We start from the raw sequence: 17,472 nt of genomic DNA, 5'->3' as shown, positions 1-17,472 counted from the left end.
CAGACGGCAGGATGTAGCCCGCTATAATAAGGGGCTAGCCTTTTCGGTGCAGCCCATGTCATTGCAGTCCCTTTCTTCCGCACCCGCGCTCGTGGTCGACAACCTGCGCAAGATCTATGGCAACGGCGTGGAAGCGCTGAAGGGCATCAGCCTCACGGTGCAGCCGGGTGATTTCTTCGCCCTGCTCGGCCCCAACGGCGCGGGCAAATCCACCTTGATCGGCATTCTTTCGTCGCTGGTCAACTCCACCAGCGGCGACGCGAAGGTGTTCGGCGTGTCGGTCAACGACGACCGCAGCGCCGCGATGCGGCTGATCGGGCTGGTGCCCCAGGAAATCAACTTCAACCAGTTCGAGAAGCCGTTCGACATCTGCGTCAACGAGGCCGGTTTCTACGGCATCCCGCGCAAGGAGGCCGCCCGCCGCGCGGAGAAATACCTGAAGGAGCTGCGCCTGTGGGACAAGGCGCAGATGCAGGCGCGCACGCTGTCCGGCGGCATGAAGCGGCGCCTGATGATCGCCCGCGCGATGATGAACGAGCCGAAGCTCTTGATCCTGGACGAGCCCACCGCGGGCGTGGACATCGAGATCCGCCGCTCGATGTGGCAGTTCGTCAGCGCCATCAACGCGGCCGGCACCACGGTGATCCTCACCACGCATTACCTGGAGGAAGCCGAGTCGCTGTGCCGCAATATCGCGATCATCGACCACGGCACCATCATCGAGAACACCAGCATGAAGCGGCTGTTGGCGACGCTGGACGTGGAGACCTTCGTGCTCGACGTGATCACCATCCCCGACGAGCTGCCGAACCTGCCCAACGTCACCCTGCGCCGCCGCGACGACCACACGCTGGAGGCCGAAATGGCCCGCTCGCACGACCTCAATTCGCTGTTCGCGCAGCTCTCCACTCACGGCATCATGGTGACCTCGATGCGCAACAAGACCAACCGGCTGGAGGAGCTGTTCGTGCGGCTGGTGGAAGGCGGACGGGGAGCAGGCCGCATGAGCGCATCGAACAAAAGCGAGATCCGCGCATGAGCAACACCACCGCCAACCTGGTCGCCCTCAACACCCTGGTGCGCCGCGAGATCGTGCGCATCATGCGCATCTGGACGCAAACGCTGATTCCGCCGGCGATCACCATGACGCTGTACTTCGTGATCTTCGGCAAGCTGATCGGCAGCAAGATCGGCCCGATCCAGGGTCACTTCAGCTACATGCAGTACATCGTGCCGGGACTGGTGATGATGAGCATCATCACCAACAGCTACGGCAACATCTCCAGCTCGTTCTTCGGCGCCAAGTTCAGCCGCGCGGTGGAGGAGATGCTGGTGTCGCCGATGCCGAACTGGGTGATCCTGCTGGGCTATGTCACGGGCGCGGTGGCGCGCGGTCTGGTGGTGGGCGTGCTGGTGCTACTGATCGCGCTGTTCTTCACCGACCTGCACGTGATGCACCCGCTGGTCACGTTCGCCTCGGTGCTGCTGGGCGCCACCATCTTCTCGCTGGCCGGCTTCGTCAACGCGGTGTACGCGAAGAAATTCGACGACATCGCGCTGGTGCCGACCTTCATCCTGACCCCGCTGACCTACCTGGGCGGCGTGTTCTACTCGGTCAACATGCTGGCCGAACCGTGGCAGGCGATCTCGCGCGCCAACCCGATCCTGTACATGGTCAACGCCTTCCGCTTCGGCGTGCTCGGCATCAGCGACGTGCACCTGGGCGTGGCGTTCGCGGTAATGTTGGGCTTCGTGGTCGGCCTCTCGGCGCTGGCGCTGCAGCTGTTGAAGCGCGGCGTGGGGCTGAGGAGCTGAGAATCGGGAATGGGGAATAGGGAATGGGTGAAGCGCCGCGACCATAAGCGGCACGCTTTGCTCATGATCGGGCCGCCAAATCAGCACCCTCTCGCCTCACCTCATCCATTCTCCATTCCCTATTCCCCATTCCCGGCCTTCCATCCATGCGCGTAAACAAATACATCAGCGAAGCTGGCCTGTGCTCGCGCCGCGAGGCGGACGAGTTGCTGCTGGCCGGGCGCGTCACCATCAACGGCGAGGTGGTCACGACGGGCGCCAAGGCGCTGGACGGGGACGAGGTGCGCGTGGATGGTGAGGTCGTCAAGGCGCGCATCCTGGCCGCCACGCCAGCGGCGAAGAAGGCGGTCTACATCGCGCTGAACAAGCCGGTCGGCATCACCTGCACCACCGATCAGGGCGTGGACGGCAACATCGTGGATTTCGTGGATCACCCGCAGCGGATCTTTCCGATCGGCCGGCTGGACAAGGATTCCGAGGGGCTGATCCTGCTGACCAGCAACGGCGACATCGTCAACGAGATCCTGCGCTCGGAGAACCACCACGAGAAGGAATACCTGGTGGGCGTGAACAAGGCGGTCACCGACGACTTCCTCAGCGGCATGAGCAAGGGCGTGCGCATCCACAACCAGATGACGAACCCCTGCCGCGTGCGGCGCATCGCCAAGTTCGGCTTCTCGATCGTGCTGACCCAGGGCCTGAACCGGCAGATCCGGCTGATGGCCGCCGCGTTCGGCTACCGCGTCACCCAACTGCGTCGCGTGCGCATCGACAACGTGAAGCTGGCCCACCTGAAACCCGGCCAGTGGCGCAACCTCACCGAAGCGGAATTGAAGGGCCTGCTGCCCGGGCGTACGCAGTGGTGATGCCGCGCCGATCTTCTGTAGGAGCGGCTTCAGCCGCGATGCTTTTCGGGTTGCCCCAAGAGCATCGCGGCTGAAGCCGCTCCTACAACAACGATCCGCTAGGCGGCCGGCAGCGTCTGCAGATCCCAGCGCGGGCGCACCTGCACGGTTTCGTCCTGATGCTGGCCGCTGGCCAGACGGATGGCGCCGGCCAGCGCAATCATCGCGCCGTTGTCGGTGCAGAACACCAGCCGCGGGAAATACACCTGGAAACCGTCTTTCTCGCCGGCCTTCGCCAGCTCCGCGCGCAGGTGCCGGTTGGCGCCCACGCCGCCGGCGATCACCAGCCGCTTGGCGCCGCAGGCCTGCAGCGCACGACGGCACTTGATGATCAGCGTGTCGACGATCGCCTCCTGGAACGCGCGGGCGATGTCGGCGCGGGTCTGCTCGCTCTGGTCCGATTTCTGCCAGGCCAGCAAGACCTGGGTCTTCAGGCCGGAGAAGCTGAAATCAAGCCCGGGCCGATCGGTCATCGGGCGCGAGAAGCGGAACGCGCCGACCGTGCCCTGCTCGGCCAGCTTCGCCAGCGCCGGGCCGCCGGGATAGGGCAAGCCCATCATCTTGGCGGTCTTGTCGAAGGCCTCGCCCGCGGCATCGTCCAGGGTATCGCCCAGGATCGTGTACTGGCCGATCGCCTTGACCTCCACCAGCAGCGAATGGCCGCCGGACACCAGCAAGGCCACGAACGGCGGCTCGGGCGGGTTTTCCTCCAGCAACGGCGCCAGCAGGTGGCCCTCCATATGATGGACACCCACGGCCGGTACGCCCAGCGCCCAGGCCAGCGCGCGGCCCGCCGAGGCACCCACCAGCAGCGCGCCGACCAGGCCGGGGCCGGCGGTATACGCCACCCCGCCCAGGTCCTGCACGGTGAGGCCCGCCTGGGCCAGCGCCTCGCGGATCAACGGCAGCAGCTTGCGCACGTGGTCGCGGCTGGCCAGCTCCGGCACCACGCCGCCGTAATCGGCGTGCAGCTTGATCTGGCTGTACAGCGTGTGGGCCAGCAAGCCACGGCCCGGCGCGTCCGGCTCCCAGCGCAGCAGGGCTACCCCGGTCTCGTCGCAGGAGCTCTCGATGCCCAGGATTGGCCGGTTGTTGACCGGCTTTGAAAATTCTTTGTTATCCACGGTATAATTCGCGGCTCGCTCTATCCAACAGTCCCGACAGCGGGACAGATTACCACTCGGAGTTTCCATGCCCAACGTAAAAGTTCGCGAGAACGAGCCGTTCGAGATTGCACTGCGTCGTTTCAAGCGTACCTGCGAAAAGGCCGGCGTCCTGGCTGAAACGCGCAAGCGCGAGTTCTACGAAAAGCCCACCCAGGAGCGCAAGCGCAAGCGCGCTGCCGCCGTCAAGCGTCACCTGCGCCGCCTGTCGCGCGACGTGTCGCGCAAAGTCCGCCTGTACTGATTCCTGTCTCGATCCACCGCCCGTCGGTGGGTCCGCACACAGGAAGCGCGGTCGGCGCCAGCTCTTTGACGAGAGCCGCTCGCAGCCACCGCAAGCACTCGGATGCCAATTGGCCGGTGTTGTCCTCGGGGCAACGCCGGCTTTGCCGTTTCCGTAAAATCGATTTTTCGCCCTACCCCACGAGGCTTTCGCCATGACGCTCAAGCAGCAGCTTACCGACGACATGAAAACCGCCATGCGCGGCGGCGACAAGCACCGGCTGGGGGTGATCCGGTTGATGCTGGCCGCGATCAAGCAGCACGAAGTGGATGAGCGCGTGGAACAGACCGACGCCATGGTGCTGGCCACGCTGGAAAAGATGCTGAAGCAGCGCCGCGATTCGGTCAGCCAGTTCGATGCGGCCAACCGTGACGACCTGGCTGCCATCGAGCGCGCCGAAATGGTGGTGATCGAGGCCTATCTGCCGGCCAAGCTGAGCGAGGCGGAGATCGACACGCTGATCGACGCCGCCATCACCGAAACCGGCGCCAGTTCGCCGCGCGACATGGGCAAGGTGGTGGCCGCGGTGAAGGACAAGGCCGCCGGCCGCGCCGACATGGCCGTGGTCTCCGGCAAGATCAAGGCGCGCCTGGCACCCTGACCCGCCGCGGCGCGCCGATGCGCCGCATTCACGCCGATCCCGCTAAAACATGACGGCATCTGCCGGCATACCGCCGCGCGAGACCTCATGGGTGGGAGAAACGCATGCTGAAGTGGGCCATCATTTTCGCCATCGTGTCGCTGATCACCGGCTGGCTGGGTTTTGGCGGCGTCTCCGGCGCCACCGCCACGATCGCCAAGATCCTGTTCGCCTGTTTCGTGATCCTGTTCCTGCTGGCGATACTGGCGGTCATCGGCGTGTTCCACATCCTTTGAGCGCCATTTGGCGCTGTGGGAGCGACTTCAGTCGCGATGCTTCTGCTTTGCAGCTTCAGGGCAAGAGCATCGCGACTGAAGTCGCTCCCACAACCGACTAAACTAGGCCGCTTATGCGCGGCCTGATCCCCGACAGCTTCATCGATGAACTGCTTGCCCGCGTCGACATCGTCGACGTGGTCGAGCGGCGGGTGCCGCTGAAGAAGGCCGGCCGCGAATGGACCGCCTGCTGTCCTTTCCACGACGAGCGCACGCCGTCGTTCTACGTCAGCCCCGCCAAGCAGTTCTTCCACTGTTTCGGCTGCGGCGTCAGCGGCAGCGCGATCAAGTTCATCATGGACTTCGACCGCCTGGAATTCCCCGATGCGGTGGAGGAATTGGCGCAGACGGCAGGCATGACGGTGCCGCGCGAAGCGGGCCGCGACGCCGCCCCGCGCGAGGACAAGACCGATCTCTACAGCTTGCTTGAGGACGCGGCCAGCTGGTACGAGCGTGAACTGCCACGCCACGCCGACGCCCAGGCGTATTGCAAGAAACGCGGCCTGGACCCCGAGACCATCAAGCGTTTCCGCATCGGCTGGGCGCCCGCCGGCTACGACGGCGTGATGAAGGCGCTGGGCAACAGCACCCGTCGGCGCGACCTGCTCGATCAGGCCGGCATGCTGGCCAGCGGTGACCGCGGCAAGTACGACCGCTTCCGCGAGCGGCTGATGTTCCCGATCCTGGACCGCCGCGGCCGCGTGATCGCGTTTGGCGGCCGCGTGGTGCAGGCCGCGCCGGCGTCGGGCCAGGCGCCGCCGAAATACCTCAATTCGCCCGAGACGCCGCTGTTCCACAAGGGGCGCGAACTGTTCGCGCTGTGGCAGGTGAAGCAGGCCAACCAGAGCCTGGCGCGCATCGTGGTGGTCGAGGGCTACATGGACGTGATCGCCCTGCACCAGGCCGGCCTGCCGATCGCGGTGGCCACGCTGGGCACCGCGACCACGCCCGACCACACCGAGATCCTGTTCCGCGCGGCGCCCGACGTCGTGTTCTGCTTCGATGGCGACCGCGCCGGCCGTGCCGCCGCGTGGAAGGCGCTGGAGGCCGCGCTGCCGCGGCTGCGCGATGGCCGCCAGGCGTATTTCCTGTTCCTGCCCGATGGCGAGGATCCCGATTCGCTGGTGCGCAAGGAAGGCAAGGACGGCTTCGAGAAGCGCATCAAGGAAGCGATGCCGCTGTCCGATTATTTCTTCAGCGAGCTGTCGCACGACGTGGACATGGGTAGCCTCGACGGCCGCGCGCGGCTGGCCGAACGGGCGCGCCCGCTGATCGGCAAGCTGCCCGATGGCGCGTTCCGGGACTTGATGGTGCAGGAGCTGGAGAAGCGCAGCGGCGTGGGCGCCAACCTCCCCGCCAGCGTCCTCCACCGCGTCGCGCATCAGCCCACGACGGTGCAACGCAGCCTTGTCCGCAGTGCCATTTCGCTGCTGCTGGCCCAGCCGACGCTGGCCGACCGGGTCGACAAGCCCTATCGCTTCCTGCGCCTGGACAAGCCCGGCGTGGGTTTGCTGGCCGAATTGCTGGACCTGGCGCGGGCCCGGCCGGGGATCAATTCGGCGATGCTGGTGGAGCATTTCGTCGAGCGGCCCGAATACGTCCCGCTGAAGAAACTGATGGCCACGCTGTCGGTGGGCGAGCCGGAAGCGCAGGCGATGGAATTCTTCGACGCCCTGGCGCGCATGGACGACCAGGCCACCACCCAGCGCCGCGACACCTTGCTGGACAAGAGCCGCAGCGGTGCGCTGGACAGCGCCGAAAAGGCCGAGCTGCGCGAATTGCTGGCCGCGCGCGCGCGTCCACCCGTGGCATCGGCATGACGATGCTGCACAACCGCATCCGGGTGCACGCACCGCGTCATCGTGTCCCGCCCTCCCTCCGCCGCGGGCCGACTGTGGGATCATGCCGGCCCGCGGCGATGCATGCCGCGCATGGCGCGCAAGGATTTCGATGGATCTTCTGCAACAACTGATCACGCTGTTTGCCGAGAACGGCTACGTCGCCGTCTTCATCGCGCTGATGATCTGCGGCGCGGGCCTGCCGTTGCCGGAGGACATCACCCTGGTCGCCGGCGGCGTGATCGCCGGGCTGGGCTACGCCAACGTGCACGTGATGTTCGCGCTGACGATGTTCGGCGTGCTGCTGGGCGATGCGGCGATCTTCCTGCTGGGCCATCACTACGGCCCGCGCATGCTGAAGTGGCGCTTGGTGGCGCGCGTGCTGACGCCGGAGCGCTACGCCCGGGTGCAGGAGAAGTTCGACCGCTACGGCAACCGCGTGCTGTTTTTCGCGCGCTTCCTGCCCGGCATGCGTACCACCGTCTACATCACCGCCGGCACCACGCATCGGGTGTCGTTCTGGCGGTTCCTGCTGATCGACACGCTGGCGGCGCTGATCAGCGTGCCGTTCTGGGTTTACCTGGGCTACATCGGCGCCAACAACCACGAGTGGCTGGTGAAGTGGATGCGCCGCGGCCAGACCAGCCTGTGGGTGGTGGTCGGCATCCTGCTGGTGACGCTGCTGGTGCTGTGGTGGCGCCATCGCTGTCGCGCGCGCTGCAACCTGCCTTGATCACCGCCCGGCGCAGGCCGCCCTGCCGATCGACCGGGCGCTGATCCCATGTCGCCACGGCGCCTGCTCCCGGACAACTTCACCCTGGCCTTGCTGGCCACGGTGGTACTGGCCTCGCTGCTGCCCTGTCGCGGCGAGACGGCCCGGGTGTTCGACATCGTCACCGATGGCGCGATCGCGCTGCTGTTTTTCCTGCATGGCGCCAAGCTGCCGCGCCAGGCGATCGTCCAGGGCGTGACTCACTGGCGGCTGCATTTGACCGTATTCGCCAGCACCTTCGTGCTGTTTCCGCTGCTGGGCCTGGCGTTGCAACCGCTGGGCCGTGCGCTGCTGACGCCACAGCTTTACCTGGGCGTGCTGTTCGTCTGCGCGCTGCCGTCCACCGTGCAGTCGTCGATTGCCTTCACCTCGATCGCCGGCGGCAATGTGCCGGCGGCCGTGGTCAGCGCCTCGGTGTCCAACCTGATCGGCATCGTGTTGACGCCGCTGCTGGTGGGCCTGCTGCTGGCCAGCCACGGTGGCGGCATCTCATGGCACGGCGTGCTGGACATCGTGCTGCAGTTGTTGCTGCCGTTCGTGCTGGGTCACGTCGCGCGACGCTGGATCGGCGCGTTCGTGGACCGGCACAGGCCGCTGCTGCGCTTCACCGACCAGGGCACGATCCTGCTGGTGGTGTACACCGCGTTCAGTGCTGCCGTGGTGCAGGGCCTGTGGCATGACACGCCGGTGGGCGCCCTGGTTTCCACCCTGGCGCTGAGCGCGCTGTTGCTGGCGCTGGTGATGACCACCGTGACCTGGGCCGCGCGGCGGCTGGGCTTCTCGCGCAGGGACGAGATCGCCATCGTGTTCTGCGGCTCCAAGAAAAGCATGGCCAGCGGCATCCCGATGGCCAAGATCCTGTTTGCCGGCCAGCTTGGCGGCCTCGGCGCACTGGTGCTGCCGTTGATGATCTTCCACCAGCTGCAGTTGATGGTGTGCGCCGTGGTGGCGCGCAGGTATGCCACGCGGGGCGATCATCCGGATACCCAAGAGGGCGTTTGAGTTCGTGTAGGAGCGGCTTCAGCCGCGACGCTCTTGCCTCGCTTGCCACAGAGCATCGCGACTGAAGCCGCTCCCACAGGAACAGCGCGTGACCTACAGCCACCGGCCGTAGCGGCGGATATAGATCACCTTCACCAGCTGCGTCAGCACGCAATAGCTCGCCAGGGTGAGCGCCAGCCATGCGAAGTAGATCGGCGGCAGCGGCACCATGCCGATCTTCGCGCCCAGCGCGCTGAACGGAATCAGCATGCCGGCGACGATGATGGCGACGGTCAGGCCCAGCACCGACGCGGCAGCCGTGCTTTGCAGGAACGGGATGCGACGGGTGCGGATCATGTGCACGATCAGGGTCTGCGACAGCAGGCCCTCGATGAACCAGCCGGACTGGAACAGCGACTGCTGCGCCGGTGAGTTTGCACCGAAGTAATGCCACATCAGCCAGAACGTGGTGATGTCGAATATCGAGCTGACCGGCCCCACCCACACCATGAACCGACCGATGTCGCCGGCATCCCATTGGCGCGGCACGGCCAGGTAATCCTCATCCATGCGGTCGAACGGGATCGACAGCTGCGAGATGTCGTAGAGCAGGTTCTGCACCAGGATCTGCAGCGGCAGCATCGGCAGGAATGGCAGGAACGCGCTGGCCACCAGCACGCTGAAGACGTTGCCGAAGTTGGAGCTGGCGGTCATCTTGATGTACTTCATGATGTTGCCGAAGGTGACGCGCCCTTCCAGCACGCCCTCCTCCAGCACCATCAGGTTTTTTTCCAGCAGGATGATGTCGGCCGACTCCTTGGCGATGTCGGTGGCGGTATCCACCGAGATGCCCACGTCGGCATCGTGCAGCGCCGGCGCGTCGTTGATGCCGTCGCCGAGAAAACCCACCGTGTGCCCCAGCCGCTGCAGCGAGCGCACCACCCGCGACTTCTGCAGCGGCGACATCTTGGCGAACACGGTGACGCGCGCCACCTGCGCATCCAGCGCCGGGTCATCGAGCGCCTCGATCTCGCTGCCCTGCATCGAGTGGCGGACATCCAGCCCCACCTCGCGGCAGATCTTGCGCGTCACCGCCTCGTTGTCGCCGGTGATCACCTTCACCGCGACACCGTGCTGGTGCAGCGCGCGAATCGCGGTGGCGGCCGAATCCTTCGGTGGATCGAGAAACGCCAGGCAACCGACGGCGATCAAGCCGCTTTCGTCGGCCACGCTGTAGGGCTGCCCGCGCGCGCTCTGGCGCTGCATGGCCACCACCAGCACGCGCAAGCCGTCCTCGTTGAGGCGGTGGGTCATCGCCTTGATGGCGCGGCGCCGGGCATTGGTCATCGGCGCGATCGCGTCGCCGGTCCGGGCGAAATCGCAGATCGCCAGCATCTCCTCGACCGCGCCCTTGCAGATCAGCAGGTGGTCGCCATCGCCTTCGGCCAGCACCACCGACATGCGCCGGCGCTGGAAGTCGAACGGGATTTCGTCGATCACCCGAAAGCGCGCCGCCGCCGTTTCCAGCTCGCGGTGTTCCAGCACCGCCTTGTCCATCAGGTTGCGCAGGCCGGTCTGGAAGCGGCTGTTGAGATAGCCGTATTCCAGCGCCTCGCCGGAGGCCTCGCCATCCAGGTCGAGGTGGCGCTCCAGCACGATGCGGTCGAGCGTGAGCGTGCCGGTCTTGTCCGTGCACAACACGTCCATCGCGCCGAAGTTCTGGATCGCGTTGAGCCGCTTCACCACCACCTTGCGGCGCGACATCGCCATCGCGCCGCGGGCCAGGTTGGCGGTGACGATCAGCGGCAGCATCTCCGGGGTCAGGCCCACCGCGATCGACAACGCGAACAGGAAGGCCTCGGTCCAGCTGTGCTTGTCCAACCCGTTGATCAGGAAAACCACCGGCACCATCACCGCCATGAAGCGGATCAGCAGCCAGCTGACCCCGCTCACGCCGCGATCGAAACTGGTCTGCACACGCTGGCCGGTCATGCTGTGCGACAGCGACCCCAGATACGTGCGCGGGCCGGTGGCAAGCACCACCGCCACCGCCGTGCCGCTGACCACGTTGGTACCCATGTAGCAGATCGTGGGCAACTCCAGCGGATCGCCATCCGCCTGCGCTTCGGCGGCGGTGACAGGTGCGGACTTTTCCACCGGCAGCGATTCGCCGGTGAGGATCGCCTGGCTGATGAACAGGTCCTTGGCGCTGAGCAGTCGCACGTCCGCGGGCACCATGTCGCCCGCGCCCAGGTGCACGATGTCGCCCGCCACCAGCTCGGCCACCGGCACCTCGATCATCTCGCTGTGGCCGTCGGACGCGCGCCGGGTCAGGCTGGCAGTGTTGCGCACCATCGCCTTCAGGCTGTCCGCCGCGCGCGACGAACGGTATTCCTGGCTGAAGCTCAGCGCCACGCTGATCGCCACCATCACCGCGATGATCGCCGGCCCGGTCAGGTCCGTGCGATCGGTGAACAGCTGCACCCCGGCCAGCACCAGCAGCACCACGATGAAGGGGTTCTTGAACGCACGCAGCAGCTGCCGCGCCCAGTGCGGCGGCTTCTCGTGCGCCACCTCGTTTGGCCCGTCACGATGCAGTCGCGCCCTGATCTGCGCCTCGTCGAGGCCGCCGTGCGTGGTCTCCAACGCCCGCAGCAACGCATCGACGGGACGAAACGCCTCCGCCGCGGCACCTGCCCGCGCCCCCTTCTTTTCCGGTCGCTGGATCGTGAAGTTGTTCATCGGATACTGCTTTGGATGCGGTGAGGTCGCAGTCGCCACGCGTCATCACGAATGGACGTATGGACGTCCATTCGATGAAAACACGGAAAAAGTCGTGATATCGCGCAGCGGTCAAGGCCCGTCTGCCGGGCAGTCGCCCGTCAGTGGCTGAGTGGCGCGAAAGACGGGCCAGTCGCAGGTGGCGTCACCGGCTCGGCGGCATGCACGCCATCGGCCACCGGCGCGGTCAGCGGCGGCGGCACGGTCACCACAAAGCCGCGCTCGCGTCGGTCAGCGCCAGCGGTCAACCAGGGCCGGCCGGCGAGACGCCGGCGGCAGAATTCACGTATGAGCTTCATGGGCCCATCTCCTCGTAACGGCGCCAACGGCGTCGTCAGGGGGAGGGCCGGACTTCCCTAGCGGAAAGCACCAACCGTCCGCAGGCGATCGCTGCAGGCGTTCAATGTGAAATGCGACGCCGGCACCCGAAGCAAGCGGATGTCGACGGTGCGACTAGGGTAGACGTCCATAGGCCTTGATCAGTCAGGACTGGGTACTCACCGGCGCGGGCGCGCCGGAGGGCGCGCGCATTGTTGTGCTGCATTGCGCGGCTGTCAATCCATTTCACGGCGACCGTCGATCGCCGCCATGAACCCGTTTGCTAAGATGCGCCGCTACCGGTTCATTCCCTCATGGCGCAGTTTGGGCGACGGTGGAATCCACGGTCGCTGCCGAACCACACGTCTCATGCCCATGACCCACCCGCCCCACCCAGGCCGCAGGCCGCGAAGTTGCTTGCCGAGGCCCACGCCGCCCTCCTGCAGGGAGGCCCGGGCAAAGCGAGGGAACTTGCATTGCTGCAGATGGCCGTCCACCACGGCCAGCTCGGTGCAGGTGCGTGCGCCCATGCATCGCGACGCCGTGAGGCGCTGGACGAAGTACGAGGACCAACTGAAGAACTTGCGTACCCTGCTGAGCGATGCAGGGATCGATTGCGACCGCTAGCCTTGAACCCGGCGGTCGATCAGACCGTCTGCTGCAGCATCTGCCCCTGCTGCAGGATCGGCTCCACCAGCCAGTGGTCGGCCAGCAGGAAAGCGAACAGCGCCATCAGGTAGACGATCGAATAACTGAACACCTTCATCGCGAAGCGCTCGTCGGGCGGGTTCAGCAGGCGCACCGCGTAATACAGGAAGGCCCCGCCAAGCACGGCCGCGCCGCCCAGGTAGATCAGCCCGCTCATGCCGGTCAGCGCCGGCAGCAGGGTCACCAGCACCAGCAGCACGGTGTAGAACAGGATGTGCCAGCGCGTGTAGACCACGCCATGCGTCACCGGCAGCATCGGCACCTGGGCGCGCGAGTAATCGTCGCGACGGAAGATCGCCAGCGCCCAGAAATGGGGCGGCGTCCACACAAAGATGATCAGGCACAGCTGCAACGCGTACGGGTGCAGCGAACCGGTGACGGCGGTCCAGCCCAGCACGGGCGGAATCGCGCCGGCCAGCCCGCCGATCACGATGTTCTGCGGCGTGGCGCGCTTGAGAAACGCGGTGTAGATCACCGCATAGCCGATCAGGCCCGCGAAGGTCAGCACCGCGGTCAGCGTGTTGACCAGCAGCACCAGCACCACCATCGAGGCGATACCCAGCACCATCGCGAAGACGAACACCTGACGCGGGTTGAGGTTGCCAGTGGCCAGCGGCCGGTTCGCGGTGCGCACCATCACCTTGTCGATGCGCTGGTCGATCAGCTGGTTGAATGCCGCCGCCGACGATGACGCCAGCCAGATGCCCAGCGTGCCGAACACCAGCGCGCGCCATGGCGGCATGCCGGGCACGGCCAGGAACATGCCGATCACCGCGCAGAACACCAGCAGCGCCACGATGCGCGGCTTGGTCAGTTGCAGGTATTGGGATAAGGACAGCTTCACGGGCAACTCGGCAACGGGCGACTGCCTAGTGTAATGCCTGACGATGCCGGCGGCATGGCGTGTGGCAGTTCAATCCCCACGCACCGGTTCGTCCGCGGCGACCGCCGCCCGGCGCTGGGTCCGCGCCAGCGTGGCCAGCAAGGCGAACAGCAACAGCGCCGCCATGCCGTTGTGCGCAGTGGCCACGGGCAACGGCAGGCCGAAATGCACGTTGCTGATGCCCAGCAGCACCTGGCAGACCAGGGTCACCGCGATGGCGATGCCAAACCCGCGCAGGCCCTGCCGCGACGCCTTGAACGATAGCCATGCCAGATAGCAGAACACCACCAGCGCCCCCAGACGGTGCACCAGCTGGATCGCGCTGCGCGCCGGCAGATCCAGCACGCCGCCCTCGTAATTGACGCCAATACCGCGCCACAGGATGAAGCCCTGCTTGAAATCCGTCGCCGGCATCCATTGGCCAAGGCATTCGGGGAACGAGCCCGGGCCGTAGCCGCAGGCCAGCGCCGCGTAATTCGCCGAGGTCCAGCCGCCCAGCGCGATCTGGCAGGCCAGCAACACCACGCCGATCACCACCAGCTTGCGCAGGCTGGCCAGGCCATTGTCCGCCGCGCCCACGCCGGCAAAGCGCAGCGCCGCCCAGGCCAGCAGACCGAACGTGGTCATGCCGCCGAGCAGGTGGCTGGTCACCACCACCGGCTTCAGCAGCAGGGTCACCGTCCACATGCCCAACATGGCCTGGAAGATGATCACCGCCAGCGCGAACACGCTGATCTTCCACGCGCCCGGCCGATTCAGGCCCAGCGACGCGAACAACGGCAGCGCGATGGCGCAGGCCGCCAGCGCGGACGACCACAGGTGTTCGCCGTGCATGTACATGCCCACGCCAACGGCCGCGAAGACGGCGCCGGCCACCACTGCCGCCAGCGCGCGGCGACGGCGCCAGCTGGCCAGCAAGGCCAGCACCAGCACCATCACGCCGAGCGTACCGGCAAGAAAGCGGTGCACCTGCTCACGCCAGGCCTTGTGCGCCTCGTAGGGACGATCCGGGAAACTGGCGTCGGCATGCGCCACCGCCTGCGCATGCTGCGGCCAGGTGACCTGGCCATAGCAGGTCGGCCAATCCGGGCACGACAGTCCGGCATTGGACAGCCGCACGAACGCGCCGAACATCACCAGCCCGAACGCGAACAGGGCCGCAAAGGTCGCCAGCCAGCGCAACCATCCCTTCATTCGCGGCGACATCACTTGACCACCTTCTGCAGATCACGCGCCAACCCGGGGCCATCGAAGCCGGCCGGGTAATACGACAGCGCGGTGCCGTTGGATTCCACCAGCACCACGCTGAGGCTGTCCGGCGCGGACGGACGGAACTTGGCCAGCTTGTCGCCCACGTCGTTGCCCAGCAGCCAGAACGGCTGCATCGCAGCGCGGCGTTGCGGGTCGGCCGGCGGCGCGCCGAGATAGAGCAGGCGCAGACGCCCCTGGTTGCGGTTGAGCATCACCCGCGCCTTGGCCAGGCCGGTGAGCAGGTCGAAACACTGCGCTGCGCAATCGGGCCCCGGCAGCGCCACCAGGGTCATCCGCGGCTTGCTGTCGCGCCAGGCATATGGATGGCCATCCGCCAATTGCACGTCGAGCTTCTCCGCCACGAAATTCCGCTGCGGCACGATGGGCTCGCCGTTGCCCTTGGTGCCGGGCTGCCACCCCGCCAGAGTCAGCAGGCCGGCCACCAGCATGGGCGCGGCAAACACCAGCGCGATCAGCACCAGATACAGTCGGCTTCGCTTGCGCGAATGGGGCGACGAAGGGGAGCGGGTTTCATTCATGGTCAGGCATCTTCAAGGGGAGCGGCGGCGCTTGTCGCGATTCAACACCAGCAGGATCGCCACCGCCGCCAGCGCAAACGAGAACCACTGGAACGCATAGGCGCGATGGCGCGCGGGCGTCATCGAAAGTTCAAGCGAATGCTGGCGGATGTAGCCGGAAGCGGGGTCTGCATCCAGCGCCAGCACGCGTGGAAACAGCGGGCGGCCCAGATCGGCGGCGAGCTCGGTCGGGTCGAGAAAAATGCTTTCCTTCGGCCAGTGCGTCTGCCGCGCCAGCGCGTTGCCGCCCATCTCGAAACCAACCGGCGGCGGCGGCACGTACAACCCCTGCAGCGTGGTTTCCTCTTTCGGCAAGGCTGGCAGCGTTGGCGTGGCGCCGTTGGCGCCGGGGTGCAGAAAGCCCGCGTCGACCAGCAGCAAACTGGTTTCACCCTCGACCGCAAACGGTACGAACACTTCGACGCCACCGCGATGATCGTGGTGCGGGTTGTCCAGCAGATAGATGCGATCGAGCAGATAGCGGCCGCGAGCGCGAACGCGCGGAAAGCTGTCCGTCGGCGGCCGCACCGCGACGCCGGCAAAGTCCTGCGGCGCGGCCGAAACGGATGTGGCATAGCGCCGCAGAAGCGCTTCCTTGTAGTCGGCCCGATGCAGCTGCCAGACGCCCAGATACACGAACAGCGCCGCTCCGGCCACGGCAAGCAACAACGCCCACCAGGGCGGACGACGCAGCCGCATCATGCGGAACGCCCGCCGTCGGTGGTTATACTGGCGATGTCGAATTCCTTCGGATCAATCACGTGGAAACCATCTACAAATATGCGCTGGTGGTGATGCTGCTGGTGGTGATTTTCAGCCTCGGCCAGGCGCTGTACTTCATGATGACCGACAAGGACGACGACAAGCGCACGGTGTGGGCGCTGACCCGGCGCATCGGCCTGTCGATCGTGTTGATCGGCATGGTCGCGTTCGGCATCTGGATGGGATGGCTGCAACCGCACGCCGTCGGCGGCTGATTGTACTGCCCCCGCGGCGCCCGCGCGCCGCGCGCCGCGCGCGACATTCGCTCACGCTTTCGCAACGCACCCACCCCACACGCACGAACCGCCCCTTGCAGAACACGCCGGATCACCGGCCAAAAAAAACCCGCCGACATGGCGGGTTTTTTCATGCGGCGGATCTGTCGTTCAGAGGATGTAGACGAACAGGAACAGGCACAGCCAGACCACGTCGACGAAGTGCCAGTACCACGCCACCGCCTCGAAACCGAAATGGTGATCCTTGTTGAAATGACCTTTCAACACGCGGAACCAGATCACCAGAAGCATGATCGTGCCCAGCGTCACGTGCAGGCCGTGGAAACCGGTCAGCATGAAGAAGGTGGCACCGTAGACGCCGCTGCGCAGGGTGAGGTTCAGCTCGTTGTAGGCCTCCATGTACTCGTGCGCCTGGAAATACAGGAACGTGGCGCCGAGCAGAACAGTGAGGCCCAGGAACAGCAGGATCTTGCCGCGTTGCCCCGCGCGCAGCGCGTGATGGGCGATCGTCACGGTGACGCTGGAGGTGAGCAGCAGCATCGTATTGAGCAGCGGCAGGCCCCACGCCGGCACGGTGCGGAACGCGCCACCGACCTGCTCCGGGCCGCCGCCACCATTGGCGCCCCAGGAGGCGACGTAATCGCTCCAGAGGAACTGGTGGGTCAGTACGCCGTGGCCATGGCCACCGAGCCACGGCAGCGAGTACATGCGGACGTAGAACAGGGCACCGAAGAAGGCGCCGAAGAACATCACTTCGGAAAAGATGAACCACATCATGCCCATGCGGAACGAGGTGTCCACCTGAGCGTTGTAGCTGCCAGCCAGCGATTCGTTGATCACCGAGCGGAACCAGCCGAAGAACATGCCGATGATGCCGATCACGCCGATCGTCAGCACACCCTTGCCGAAGCCGGCTTCGCCGGGACCGGCGTTCAACCAGTGCGCGGCACCGAACACGGTGATGAACATGACTACTGCGGCCACGATCGGCCAGTAGCTCTTGGTCGGAACGAAATACGCGTCGTGCTGCTGACCCATGGTGAGACCCCGTGGATTTCTCTTGATGACTTTTGCCCCGTCGTGCCGCCCGGGGAACTGCATGCCGGTCAGTAACCGACCGGTTGAAAGGAAAGATGTGGCAACCGCTACTTCATCAGCAGGATCTGCACGAACGACAGCGCGAAGAACACCAGCACGATGACGAGAAGTATCTTCACGGTGCGATTCACACCCTTGCGGCTTTCGTCGTCTTGTTGATGCTCGCTCATGTCCTCGGCTCTCTT

General features: G+C 65.9%; 19 protein-coding genes. 10 read left to right on the top strand and 9 right to left on the bottom strand.

Annotated features, from left to right (window positions below):
* Positions 1-55: 55 nt before the first annotated feature.
* The 3 genes from ACFPK0_RS01820 to ACFPK0_RS01810 all read left to right on the top strand — a co-directional run bounded on the left by ACFPK0_RS01820 (position 56) and on the right by ACFPK0_RS01810 (position 2,681).
* Positions 56-1,039, top strand: coding sequence for an ABC transporter ATP-binding protein (locus ACFPK0_RS01820; RefSeq protein ID WP_377337966.1), 984 nt, complete (start codon positions 56-58; stop codon positions 1,037-1,039).
* Entirely contained in the window at positions 1,036-1,815 is a 780-nt protein-coding gene (locus ACFPK0_RS01815; RefSeq protein ID WP_377337964.1) for an ABC transporter permease, read from the top strand. The genes ACFPK0_RS01820 and ACFPK0_RS01815 overlap by 4 nt, the downstream gene beginning before the upstream one ends.
* 146 nt (positions 1,816-1,961) lie before the next feature.
* The gene (locus tag ACFPK0_RS01810) at positions 1,962-2,681 is read left to right on the top strand and encodes a pseudouridine synthase (protein WP_056082727.1); all 720 of its coding nucleotides are present in this window, start codon (positions 1,962-1,964) and stop codon (positions 2,679-2,681) included.
* Between the two features lie 98 nt (positions 2,682-2,779).
* On the opposite strand, the gene tsaD is transcribed toward ACFPK0_RS01810, so the two are convergent.
* Positions 2,780-3,844 (bottom strand): tRNA (adenosine(37)-N6)-threonylcarbamoyltransferase complex transferase subunit TsaD, encoded by a 1,065-nt coding sequence (tsaD, locus tag ACFPK0_RS01805; RefSeq protein WP_377337961.1) that lies wholly within the window; start codon positions 3,842-3,844, stop codon positions 2,780-2,782.
* A gap of 67 nt (positions 3,845-3,911) precedes the next feature.
* Here tsaD and rpsU point away from each other — a divergent pair, with 67 nt between their 5' ends.
* From rpsU to ACFPK0_RS01775, 6 genes are all read left to right on the top strand, one after another.
* Complete coding sequence (gene rpsU / locus ACFPK0_RS01800) at positions 3,912-4,127, top strand: 30S ribosomal protein S21 (RefSeq protein WP_007081639.1); 216 nt, start codon at positions 3,912-3,914, stop codon at positions 4,125-4,127.
* 193 nt (positions 4,128-4,320) lie between these two features.
* A complete protein-coding gene (locus ACFPK0_RS01795) occupies positions 4,321-4,767 on the top strand; it encodes a GatB/YqeY domain-containing protein (protein ID WP_377337959.1) in 447 nt (148 codons plus the stop codon).
* Positions 4,768-4,871: 104 nt separating this feature from the next.
* Entirely contained in the window at positions 4,872-5,042 is a 171-nt protein-coding gene (locus ACFPK0_RS01790) for a DUF1328 domain-containing protein (protein ID WP_007081641.1), read from the top strand.
* A 113-nt stretch (positions 5,043-5,155) separates the two neighbouring features.
* A complete protein-coding gene (gene dnaG / locus ACFPK0_RS01785; protein ID WP_377337957.1) occupies positions 5,156-6,901 on the top strand; it encodes a DNA primase in 1,746 nt (581 codons plus the stop codon).
* A gap of 130 nt (positions 6,902-7,031) precedes the next feature.
* The gene (locus tag ACFPK0_RS01780) at positions 7,032-7,652 is read left to right on the top strand and encodes a DedA family protein (protein WP_377337955.1); all 621 of its coding nucleotides are present in this window, start codon (positions 7,032-7,034) and stop codon (positions 7,650-7,652) included.
* A 48-nt stretch (positions 7,653-7,700) separates the two neighbouring features.
* The gene (locus ACFPK0_RS01775; protein WP_377337953.1) at positions 7,701-8,693 is read left to right on the top strand and encodes a bile acid:sodium symporter family protein; all 993 of its coding nucleotides are present in this window, start codon (positions 7,701-7,703) and stop codon (positions 8,691-8,693) included.
* A 93-nt stretch (positions 8,694-8,786) separates the two neighbouring features.
* Here ACFPK0_RS01775 and mgtA read toward each other — a convergent pair whose 3' ends face one another.
* From mgtA to ACFPK0_RS01745, 6 genes are all read right to left on the bottom strand, one after another.
* Positions 8,787-11,414, bottom strand: coding sequence for a magnesium-translocating P-type ATPase (gene mgtA / locus ACFPK0_RS01770; RefSeq protein ID WP_377337951.1), 2,628 nt, complete (start codon positions 11,412-11,414; stop codon positions 8,787-8,789).
* Between the two features lie 140 nt (positions 11,415-11,554).
* Positions 11,555-11,752, bottom strand: a complete 198-nt coding sequence (locus ACFPK0_RS01765) for a hypothetical protein (RefSeq protein WP_377337949.1) — start codon at positions 11,750-11,752, stop codon at positions 11,555-11,557.
* A 665-nt stretch (positions 11,753-12,417) separates the two neighbouring features.
* Positions 12,418-13,329 (bottom strand): heme o synthase, encoded by a 912-nt coding sequence (gene cyoE, locus ACFPK0_RS01760; protein ID WP_377337947.1) that lies wholly within the window; start codon positions 13,327-13,329, stop codon positions 12,418-12,420.
* Between the two features lie 63 nt (positions 13,330-13,392).
* Positions 13,393-14,568 carry a COX15/CtaA family protein gene (locus ACFPK0_RS01755; RefSeq protein ID WP_377337945.1) on the bottom strand — a complete coding sequence of 392 codons (1,176 nt, stop codon included), beginning with the start codon at positions 14,566-14,568 and terminating at the stop codon, positions 13,393-13,395.
* On the bottom strand, positions 14,568-15,152 hold the full coding sequence (locus ACFPK0_RS01750; protein ID WP_377337943.1) for a hypothetical protein: 585 nt from the start codon (positions 15,150-15,152) through the stop codon (positions 14,568-14,570). Before ACFPK0_RS01750 ends, ACFPK0_RS01755 begins: the two co-directional genes overlap by 1 nt.
* Before the next feature lie 12 nt (positions 15,153-15,164).
* Positions 15,165-15,893 carry an SURF1 family protein gene (locus ACFPK0_RS01745; protein ID WP_056606512.1) on the bottom strand — a complete coding sequence of 243 codons (729 nt, stop codon included), beginning with the start codon at positions 15,891-15,893 and terminating at the stop codon, positions 15,165-15,167.
* 59 nt (positions 15,894-15,952) lie between these two features.
* Here ACFPK0_RS01745 and ACFPK0_RS01740 point away from each other — a divergent pair, with 59 nt between their 5' ends.
* Positions 15,953-16,168, top strand: a complete 216-nt coding sequence (locus ACFPK0_RS01740; protein ID WP_082520216.1) for a twin transmembrane helix small protein — start codon at positions 15,953-15,955, stop codon at positions 16,166-16,168.
* A 171-nt stretch (positions 16,169-16,339) separates the two neighbouring features.
* Here ACFPK0_RS01740 and ACFPK0_RS01735 read toward each other — a convergent pair whose 3' ends face one another.
* Both ACFPK0_RS01735 and ACFPK0_RS01730 read right to left on the bottom strand, forming a co-directional pair.
* Entirely contained in the window at positions 16,340-17,227 is an 888-nt protein-coding gene (locus ACFPK0_RS01735; RefSeq protein WP_056606515.1) for a cytochrome c oxidase subunit 3, read from the bottom strand.
* A gap of 107 nt (positions 17,228-17,334) precedes the next feature.
* Positions 17,335-17,457 (bottom strand): hypothetical protein, encoded by a 123-nt coding sequence (locus ACFPK0_RS01730; protein ID WP_255357426.1) that lies wholly within the window; start codon positions 17,455-17,457, stop codon positions 17,335-17,337.
* Positions 17,458-17,472: the final 15 nt, after the last annotated feature.

Source organism: Rhodanobacter ginsenosidimutans (assembly GCF_042655685.1).
GTDB lineage: Bacteria > Pseudomonadota > Gammaproteobacteria > Xanthomonadales > Rhodanobacteraceae > Rhodanobacter > Rhodanobacter ginsenosidimutans.
Note: the sequence above shows the minus strand (reverse complement) of the source record. Positions and strands in the feature narration are given on the sequence as shown.